Origin of the sequence: Selenihalanaerobacter shriftii, from assembly GCF_900167185.1 — a bacterium.
Classification (GTDB): domain Bacteria; phylum Bacillota; class Halanaerobiia; order Halobacteroidales; family Acetohalobiaceae; genus Selenihalanaerobacter; species Selenihalanaerobacter shriftii.
Window position 1 is genome coordinate 68,425 of the sequence record NZ_FUWM01000016.1, and the last position, 8,976, is coordinate 77,400.

13 protein-coding genes are annotated in these 8,976 nt (G+C 29.2%); 11 read left to right on the forward strand and 2 right to left on the reverse strand.

All coding sequences use genetic code 11. From position 1 onward, the window contains the following. Window positions 1-272 precede the first annotated feature (272 nt). The gene (locus B5D41_RS09620) at window positions 273-644 is read left to right on the forward strand and encodes a pyridoxamine 5'-phosphate oxidase family protein (RefSeq protein ID WP_078810413.1); all 372 of its coding nucleotides are present in this window, start codon (window positions 273-275) and stop codon (window positions 642-644) included. Window positions 645-1,200: 556 nt separating this feature from the next. Here B5D41_RS09620 and B5D41_RS09625 read toward each other — a convergent pair. After that, window positions 1,201-1,365, reverse strand: coding sequence for a DUF1540 domain-containing protein (locus B5D41_RS09625; protein ID WP_200806461.1), 165 nt, complete (start codon window positions 1,363-1,365; stop codon window positions 1,201-1,203). Window positions 1,366-1,583: 218 nt separating this feature from the next. On the opposite strand from B5D41_RS09625, the gene B5D41_RS09630 reads away from it, so the two are divergent. From B5D41_RS09630 to B5D41_RS09660, 8 genes are all read left to right on the forward strand, one after another. Then, the gene (locus B5D41_RS09630; protein ID WP_078810414.1) at window positions 1,584-1,916 is read left to right on the forward strand and encodes a plasmid pRiA4b ORF-3 family protein; all 333 of its coding nucleotides are present in this window, start codon (window positions 1,584-1,586) and stop codon (window positions 1,914-1,916) included. A 52-nt stretch (window positions 1,917-1,968) separates the two neighbouring features. Beyond that, window positions 1,969-2,316 (forward strand): SdpI family protein, encoded by a 348-nt coding sequence (locus tag B5D41_RS09635; RefSeq protein ID WP_078810415.1) that lies wholly within the window; start codon window positions 1,969-1,971, stop codon window positions 2,314-2,316. A gap of 104 nt (window positions 2,317-2,420) precedes the next feature. Continuing rightward, the gene (locus B5D41_RS14130; RefSeq protein WP_159442936.1) at window positions 2,421-2,558 is read left to right on the forward strand and encodes a hypothetical protein; all 138 of its coding nucleotides are present in this window, start codon (window positions 2,421-2,423) and stop codon (window positions 2,556-2,558) included. 138 nt (window positions 2,559-2,696) lie between these two features. Beyond that, entirely contained in the window at window positions 2,697-3,035 is a 339-nt protein-coding gene (locus B5D41_RS09640) for an ArsR/SmtB family transcription factor (RefSeq protein ID WP_078810416.1), read from the forward strand. Between the two features lie 101 nt (window positions 3,036-3,136). Then, window positions 3,137-4,294, forward strand: coding sequence for a selenoprotein TsoY (tsoY, locus tag B5D41_RS09645; protein WP_376797710.1), 1,158 nt, complete (start codon window positions 3,137-3,139; stop codon window positions 4,292-4,294). Between the two features lie 98 nt (window positions 4,295-4,392). Then, entirely contained in the window at window positions 4,393-4,728 is a 336-nt protein-coding gene (locus B5D41_RS09650) for a CGGC domain-containing protein (RefSeq protein ID WP_200806462.1), read from the forward strand. Between the two features lie 29 nt (window positions 4,729-4,757). Then, the gene (locus B5D41_RS09655) at window positions 4,758-5,891 is read left to right on the forward strand and encodes a cysteine desulfurase family protein (RefSeq protein ID WP_078810427.1); all 1,134 of its coding nucleotides are present in this window, start codon (window positions 4,758-4,760) and stop codon (window positions 5,889-5,891) included. Window positions 5,892-6,114: 223 nt separating this feature from the next. Beyond that, entirely contained in the window at window positions 6,115-6,501 is a 387-nt protein-coding gene (locus B5D41_RS09660) for an OsmC family protein (protein ID WP_159442937.1), read from the forward strand. A gap of 140 nt (window positions 6,502-6,641) precedes the next feature. Here B5D41_RS09660 and B5D41_RS09665 read toward each other — a convergent pair whose 3' ends face one another. After that, window positions 6,642-7,739, reverse strand: coding sequence for a 4Fe-4S dicluster domain-containing protein (locus B5D41_RS09665; RefSeq protein ID WP_078810419.1), 1,098 nt, complete (start codon window positions 7,737-7,739; stop codon window positions 6,642-6,644). 533 nt (window positions 7,740-8,272) lie between these two features. Here B5D41_RS09665 and B5D41_RS09670 point away from each other — a divergent pair. After that, on the forward strand, window positions 8,273-8,707 hold the full coding sequence (locus B5D41_RS09670; protein WP_078810420.1) for a PAS domain-containing protein: 435 nt from the start codon (window positions 8,273-8,275) through the stop codon (window positions 8,705-8,707). A gap of 96 nt (window positions 8,708-8,803) precedes the next feature. Beyond that, window positions 8,804-8,976 (forward strand): helix-turn-helix domain-containing protein (locus B5D41_RS09675; protein ID WP_143555695.1); only part of this gene is annotated, 173 nt, incomplete at its 3' end.

Here is an 8,976-nt window from a genome sequence, read left to right on the forward strand (position 1 = left end):
AATAAAAAATTAAAAAGTTTGATTGGAGGATACAACTATCAGTTTTTAATGCCAAATAGTTATAATATTAATCTTGATTATGAATTATTTAATTATACTAAGAAATTATATTCTTTATATATTATGGACAACATATTTATTAGTTAATATTTTGGCAATTATACTTGATGTCAAGTATAGTCGTATTAATATGAGTTATATCATAGTAGGCAAAGAATATATTTGTTAAATTTAATTTACTAATAAATTAAGCATTGAAAGGGTGTATAGAAATGATTCAAGAGAAAATATTACAAGTGTTAGAGAGTGAGAATGTTGTTGCTATTGCTACTCAAGGTGAGAAGGGCCCGCATTTAGTAAATACATGGAATAGTTATATTCATATTATTGAAGATGATCGGTTGATATTTCCTGCTGGAGGAATGGAGACAACGGAAAATAATGTTAAAGAAGATGAAAATGTACTTATGACTTTAGGTAGTCGTGAAGTTGAAGGTTTTAATGGACCAGGCACAGGATTTTTAATAGAAGGCACTGCGGAATTTAAAAACTCAGGTGAGGAGTTTGAACTTATAAGTGAAAACTTTCCTTGGGCTAGAGCAGCAGTAGTAGTTACAATTGATTCTATTACTCAAACATTATAGTTTGAGTTATTATAAAAATATTAAGAATAAGATTGCTGTTGAAGATATTCATGTTAGATTTTTAGTATTAGTTAAATACTGATATTAAAATTATTTATAAATTGCTATAATTTCTTAACTCTTCAAGTAACTTTTTGAGTAGAGAAATATATGAGCCAAGTATGATGAATAGATATGAACAGAACGTGGGTTATTCTAGTATATCGAATGGTAATGGAAGGAGAAAAGGTAGAGATCAAGGTAAAGGTAAATATAATATGATAAAAACATCTATATAATAAAGTAAGATAGAGTAAATTGTAGATGAAGTTATAATTAATGATGTTCAATTAAAAAAGTGAATATGTATAGCAACAGGATAAAAAATATTTTAACAACATTATGTATTATTGTTATAAATAATAAAACCTATACAAATTAAAAAGAATTAAACCAAAGACTACAAAGGAAAGAGAAGAAATAGTAAAGAAATTAAGGTGAGTTTATACTATCTACTGATTATGTCTATTATAGTAACTAAGACTCCTGATTTTAAATCAGGAGTCTTAGTTATTATTTAACTTAAATTTGTTTTAGGGGTAAAAGTTTTACATGCAGTATCACCTGAAGTGCTAATTACATGATCTTGCATCCCTGCTTTCACTTGGATTGTAGAAGCTTGACATAAATCACTTTCATTATATTGACATTCTTCTACAGCACATTTAATGTTAGAAATCATAATCACCTCCTAATTCTTCATATACACTTTTTATTATTTTAAAATTAAAAGTTTTTATGCATGAAATATGATGGTTGCCACAAAATATTTGGAATAAATATAACTTTATTATAGAATCACTCTATATTAAAAGGGGTTTAATCAATAATACGGTATTTATAATAATAGATGGTAAAATATTAACTGGTGAATAATTCACTTTTAGTTGGCAAGTAAAAATAGCTGATTATTTTACAGAGGAAAATAAGACTGTAAATTATATCTATGATTTCAGTGACTATTGGCAGCATATAATAGAATTTGAAGAGATTAAACCAGCAAAAAAAGAAATGGATTATCCGATATGTGTAGAAGGTGAGAGAGCTTGCCCACCTGAAGACTGTAGCGGTATTCCTGGCTATCAAAGAATATTAGAAATACTTAATAATCCTGATGATGAAGAGTATGAACGAATTATAGAATGGTTAGATGAAGATTATGATCCTGATTATTTTGACCCTTCCACTGTAAAGTTTGATAACCCTCAAAAAAGGCTACAGAAGTTGTCATAAATAAAGTAGAATAACTATTATCAAAACCAGCTAATTAGGCTGGTTTTTTGTTATGCTAAATATAGAGAAGTCTCCTTTTTTAGTAGCATTAGGCTATATTAAGAACGTAAATAAGGCTATATTTATCCTAATATCATTATTAATGATTATTTTTGGTAACTATACACCTACTTTTAAATGTAACTGGTCTTTAGGAATTAAGACTCCCTGGACATTAGCAAGTGAAGAGGTATGGAATCGAACCCATCGTTTTGGAGGTAAACTTTTTATGATTGCAGGTGTAATTAGTTTAATTGGAACTTTATTGACTAGTAATGCATACTATCTTAGTCTTTCTATAGCGGTAGCAGTTATTGGGAGTATAATATATTCTTACTGGTCTTATCACAAAATAGAATAAGCTTAAATATTAGATAAAATTTAACTACTAGTAAGTGGTTGTGAGGTATATATAGAAGCTAACCCAAGAAGTTAAAGTCAATTCTTGTAGAGGGCCCAGCGTCGATGGTCATGATATTTATCTTTTTAGAGAGTTTAATCTTTTTTGATATTAAGGAAGTAAAGAAGGTAGCTAAAATGAAGGAAGAATCCATATATTATCAATTAAACTTAATAAGGAGGGGTAAGATGAGTAATTATTAAGTGGAAGAAGAGATTGGTTAGAAATTATTGACAACTATACATTTGTTTAGTATAATTACAATTAATAATAAAGTATTTAATGAATTACTTAATTACTTAATTAAGATATTCCAAATAATTTAATAAAGGGTGTTAAAGATGAATAATAAGAGAAGATTATATGAAATGCATGCTGAAGTTTGCAAGGCTATTGCCAATCCTAAAAGGATTGAAATTGTTTATCTTTTATTAGATGAAGAAAAGAATGTTAGTGAATTGGCTCACGCAATGGAGACTAGTAATGCTAATGTTTCTCAGCATCTATCAATACTGCGTGAAAAGAAGATTGTTTGCACTAGGAAAGAAGGATTAAATGTATTTTATAAAATTTGTAGTCCTAAGATGGTTGAAGCTCTAGAAATCATGAAAGGAGTGATGTTAGAACAATTATCAGAATTAGTAGATATTTCTCAAGAGATTCTTGATGAACAAGAATAAATTATTTGTTAAAGATAAAGGGAGGTGTTTTTTGGTGTCGTAAGATTTGACCATAGAAGGATATACGAGAAAATAATAATTAATTTAAGGAGTTGAAAAAAATGAAGTCTAATTTCAAGTTTCATCCCTTAATGTTTCAAGCATCCCTGGCTGCTGGAGGAATAGCACTGATGGCATTTAATTACTTGCAATTTGCAGTGCCTCACGGGAAAGGGCTTATAAATTTATCAGATATTTCATGGAATGGACTAACAGGTGTCCAATCTACGTTATATTCTCCCTTGGTTGCAATTATGTTGTTATTCACAATAACACATTTTGTATTAACTTTTATCTTTTTAAAAGGATTAGTATCTTGGGTTACAAGTAAGAAAGAAGTTGCTAGTTTTATTAGTGATCCATATAAAAATGTAGGCATTTTTGCTATAATTGCTTCTTTATCTATGAGTGCAAATGTTTTTTGGGCGCCAGTAGGCTTCTTTGTTCCACAAATATCAGCTAACTTACAAGATTTTATGTTACCGTCCTTAATCTTTTTTGGACTTTTGTGGATTTCTCTTTTAAAGTTAGAATTTAAGGTTATTAAAATATGGTTATCAGAATCTGTAGATATAAGCAAATTTAATTTTATCTGGTTACTTGATGTATTTGCTTTTGGTCTAGTTAATTTAACAGGAACAGGAATAGCAGCTATGTCAGGTAATGGACAAATAGCTGGAATTGCTGCTTTTGCTTCTTTATTTACTTTAAGTATTGGATTTTTCCTATCAATTGTAAAGTTAGTTTACTTAATTTATCTTCAAATCAAAAAAGATAGATTACCTGATAAATCAATATTACCAGCTTATTTCTTAGTTATACCTATAATTTGTCTTTATGGGTTAAGCTTTTATAGATTAGCTAGTTATCTTCAATCATACTTTTCTATTGACATTAAAGGAATATCATTCTTTATAATTAATGTCTCATACGTGATGGCAATTGGTTGGGGTATATTTATTTTATACTTATTAAGTGATTATTTTAAAAATCATTTTGGTAAGAGTAATTTTGCTCCTCCACAATGGGGGATGGTCTGAGGTTTTGTTGGCTCCCAAGTTTTGGGAATTTATGTACATGGATTTTATTTTCAAAGTCCAATAATTTCAACGATTAATTATATTAGTGTGATTTTTGCTGTAGCTGTCTATTTGTTAATCTTAAAGAAATTTTATAAAGCAAATAGAATCGAAGTTTCTAAATCACAGACTATAGCTTAATGCCTTAAGTAACTATAAATACTGATAGAAAATATACGCCCATAAGGTAGGATGATATCTAGCATATGGGCGTAATATTCAAAGGAGGAATATAAACAATGACAATTAAAGCAGGTTTGATCAGATGTCAACAGACCGAGGATTATTGTCCAGCTACTACTTGTTTTACTAATGCTAGGGAAGGAAAAGGCGGACTTGAAGAAACTGGGCCAGTAGAGATTATAGCCTTAAATACTTGCGGAGGCTGCTCAGGGAAAAAAGCGATTAGCAGAGCTATGACGATGAAGGAACGTGGAGCAGAGATAATTATTTTTGCTTCCTGTATTTTGCGAGGAACTCCAGGTTATATCGATTACAAATGTCCGTTTGGCAAGAAACTCAAAAAATTAGTTGAAGAAAAGACTAGCTTAGAAGTTATTGAATGGACTCATTAATTAATAAATATATAAATAGAGGTGAAATAATGATTTATCTAGATTATAATGCAACAACTCCAATCGATAAAAGAGTAGCTAAAGCAATGGAACCGTATATCTATAATATATATGGTAATCCATCAAGTAGCCATGAACTAGGACAAAAAGCCAAAAGTGCTATTAAGAAGGCAAGAGGCCAAATTGCAGAGCTTTTAGAAGCCACCCCAGAAGAAATAATATTTACCAGTGGAGGTAGTGAATCGAATAATACAGTTATTAAAGGAGTAGCTGAGGCTTATCAACAGCAAGGAAATCATATCATTACTTCACAAATTGAACATCAAGCAGTAATTAATGTATGTAAATATCTAGAAAAGAAAGGGTTTAAAATTACTTATTTACCTGTAGATAGGTATGGAATGGTCAATGTTGAAGATGTCCGTAAAGCAATTACTAATAAAACGATATTGATTACAATTATGCATGCTAATAATGAAGTTGGTACTATTCAACCTTTAAAAGAAATTAGTAGAATTGCTCATGAGAAAGGAATTTTAGTACATACTGATGCTGCACAATCAGTTGGTAAAATTTCTACAAAAGTTGGTGAATTAGGAATAGATTTTTTATCAATTGCTGGTCATAAATTGTATGCACCTAAAGGCATTGGTGCTTTATACATTAGAAAAGGGATAGACATCGAACCTTTAATTCATGGTGCGAGTCAAGAGTTTGGAAAACGTGCTGGAACTGAAAATGTTATTTTTGAAGTTGGATTAGGAAAAGCTTGTGAATTAGCTAATAAGGATCTTAATAATGGTCACTTAAAAAGATTAACTGATCATTTTTATGATTTGTTAGTTAATGAATTTAATAATCAGGTGACTCTTAATGGTCACCCAGAAAAGAGACTTCCTAATACATTGAATGTAAGCTTTAAAGGGTTAAATGGTTTTGAAGTATTAAGTCAATTAGATGATATAGCTGCTTCGACTGGTTCAGCTTGTCATTCAGGGAAAAAAGAAGCTTCCTCTATCTTACAGGTAATGAGTATAGACAAGGAAATAGCGATGGGGGCGGTTAGGTTTAGTTTAGGTCGTTATACAACAAAAGAAGAATTAGAAAATGTTGTGGAACAATTAAGAAGAATAGTGCTTGGTGAGAGAAAAAATGAAAACTAATCCCTTCCTGAAGAGCAAAATTTTAAGAAAGGGTATGGTGAAGGAGGATTTGTTGTTATCAAAGTTAAAAAATAATTGAGAAAAAGTAATAAGAAAATCAAATGGTTAAAAGTAACTTATTAGTATTGTATCTCTATATTAGGCAGGAAATGATAAGTCTATATTGTAATAACATAATTGAAGGATATATTTGACTTATTCAAAATTAAGGGGGATGAAATTGATGACAGAAGTAAATGTAAAATGGGAGCCAGGTAAAAAATTCTGTTGTACTGGTGAGGGAAATGGTAAAGAAATAGTTATCAGTAAGGATGATATTTCGGCAACAGAATCATTTTTGATGGGATTATGTACTTGTAGTACTATTAATCTAATCAATATTTTAGAAAAAATGAGATTAGATTTTGAAGATTTGAATGTCAATGCTGAAGGTGATATTACAGATGAAGGCCGTCGGTATTATGAAAAAATTCATATGCATTTTGAGATTTATGGTAATATTCCAGAGGATAAGTTAGAGCGAGCTTTAGATTTAGCAGAAAAGAATTGTCTTATCGTACAAACAATTGGTCCAGATACCGAAATTACTCATAGTTATGAACTTAAATAATGTCAGTGTAAAGGAGCGGGGTTAATCTGCTCCTTATTTTATTTTAAAATGAGATTCTTCTACAGTTTTAACTTATATATTATTTTTGCTAATTGGAATATTTTAATTAAAAGTCACTAATTATTTAAGATTGAGATATACTATATTGATTGCTTTTTATTATGCATTTTATTTTTAAATATCTTTGAAAATAAGGAATAGCCAAATAGTCCTGATAAAAATAAATATAAAGCAACCAATCCTATATATAAGCTTATTGTATTATTTAGAACAAATGGCAAAAGAGCAAATGTTAATCCTAATATTACTCTAATACCTCTTTGTTTATAAGACATATTAAAACCTGGAATTTTATCTCTAAAGTCTACAATAGTTAAAACATCTTTAGGACATTTGCGAACACAACGCTCACATCCCATACACTCTCCTGTGTCAATCATATTCTCCTTATAAATTAAGCTTTGTATAGGAATTCCCATATCACATTCTCTTTCACAAATACCACAATTAAAACATTTACTAGTATCAGCCATAATCTTATATGGTCCTATTTTATTAAGTACTGCCCAAGTAGCAGACCAAGGACATGCATAACGACAAATATTTCTATGTCCTATTAAAGGAACAAGTAATAATGTTCCATAATAAATATCAAGAATTAGTTTATATAATGGTCTTTTAAAGGTAGCATTAGCAGCTTCAGGATCTAGTATTAAATATATTAAGAAAGCCCAAACTAAAAGAAGTAAAATCCATTTTAAATGGCGTAGTTTCCACCAAAAATCTCCTTTTTTTGTTTTATCTCTAAAAGCAAAACCAACAGTTTCTCGAGTAAAAACACAAGTACAATTCCAACCACAATCTGCTCTTTTACCAAACAAGATAACAGCTATAAAAAATAAAAAGAAAGCAATAGAACCAATCGTATGGTATGCTGTTGTTAAAGTTGTAGAAGTGCCATCAATAACAGGAATTTTCCTTAAAAGGACAGGTAGTATAAGCCAGTATATTCCAAATAAAATTAACATCCATTTTAAACGTTTTTTTTGAAATGGATCTTTTTCATTTCGTATTCGCCAAATCCCAAATATAGGTATTAAGTAAAATTCTGAAAAAGCATTAATAGAAACTATTTTTTCTCCTATAGATAGTCTAATAGGAAAGAAGTGTCCAGAAGCAATCCACAATAATGCAATGAAACTTAAAATCTTTTTTGTATTAAATTTGTTTTTAATCACTAAAACCCCTCCAAGTAATTATTAAATTATATAGTGTTAGATCATTTACTAAAATTATTCCTAAATTTTACTTATTGTGCTATCCTTCACAATGTGGAATAAAAAAATAGGCAACAAACATAAGTCTTTAATTGAGAAAATAACATATGAATTAAATCTTTTTGCAACCTATTATAACGTAATTATATCTATTCTTTTAAACTTTGTCATTGTTTTCACAAACTAATTTCAATTAGAATTTTGTGTCGTTGAGACAAAGTTTTTATTTGTTTTCATAATGCATCTAGAAAATGGATAGGTAAAAAGAGACTAAAATTCATAAGTAGTCCTAAACAAAGATAAATTAGGCAAGTGCTTTTTAATATTAATGGTTTATCTTTTTGCTGGTTCTTTAGATTTACTCCTATGAGTATTTAGTTTTTCTTCAGCTAATACAAGGAGATTGATTGATTTATGTATTTTGTAGTAATTAAAGGAATTAATATCCTTTATGTATAAATAATAGATTATATTAGTAATAAAGGAGGGGTAAAGTGATTATAAAAGAATTATTAAAAGATTATTTTGATGATGAAATAGATATTACTAGTAATTCAATTAGTATTTTAAACAATTTGCATGATGATGTAACTTGTCAAGACTTAAATAATAGAATAATCTGGGCAAATGACACAGTACTTAACAGAGTCAATTCCACTTTAAATGAAGTAAAAGGTGAGCATTGTTATAAAGCATTTCATAATCTTAATTCTCCTTGTGAAAATTGTGCAGTAGTAAAGGCCCAAAAAACAGGTGAAATAGAAGAATCAAGAGTTATAGATCCTAAAGGAAGATTGCTTTTAATTAGAGCTTATCCTATTAAAAATAATGAAGGAAAACTTATAGGAATTATAGATGTCTCTTTAAATATTACTAAACAAAAAAGACTTCAAGAAGAAATTGAATGCTTCATTGTAAAATTAACTTGAACTAATAAAAAATTAATAAAAAAATGCCCATAGTGGACCAAACTGTAATATAATTAAATCACCACAAAATAAAAACATTACAGGAGGGTGCACACTATGGACTACTTAAATAATACACCAAAATCTCGAAAAAATAAACACCTAAATGCTTATGAGCGTGGTCAAATTGCATTATTACATTCCGAAGGAATGTCTGCTTATGCTATTGCAAAACGCTTAGGTAGAGCTTCTAATACGATTAGAAACGAGTTAAAGCGTGGCACAGTTTC

Coding starts and splice junctions, on each gene's coding strand:
- B5D41_RS09620 (WP_078810413.1), top strand. CDS start 273: ATGATTCAAGAGAAAATATTACAAGTGTTAGAGAGTGAGAATGTTGTT.
- B5D41_RS09625 (WP_200806461.1), bottom strand. CDS start 1,365: ATGATTTCTAACATTAAATGTGCTGTAGAAGAATGTCAATATAATGAA.
- B5D41_RS09635 (WP_078810415.1), top strand. CDS start 1,969: ATGCTAAATATAGAGAAGTCTCCTTTTTTAGTAGCATTAGGCTATATT.
- B5D41_RS14130 (WP_159442936.1), top strand. CDS start 2,421: ATGGTCATGATATTTATCTTTTTAGAGAGTTTAATCTTTTTTGATATT.
- B5D41_RS09640 (WP_078810416.1), top strand. CDS start 2,697: ATGAATAATAAGAGAAGATTATATGAAATGCATGCTGAAGTTTGCAAG.
- B5D41_RS09650 (WP_200806462.1), top strand. CDS start 4,393: ATGACAATTAAAGCAGGTTTGATCAGATGTCAACAGACCGAGGATTAT.
- B5D41_RS09655 (WP_078810427.1), top strand. CDS start 4,758: ATGATTTATCTAGATTATAATGCAACAACTCCAATCGATAAAAGAGTA.
- B5D41_RS09660 (WP_159442937.1), top strand. CDS start 6,115: ATGACAGAAGTAAATGTAAAATGGGAGCCAGGTAAAAAATTCTGTTGT.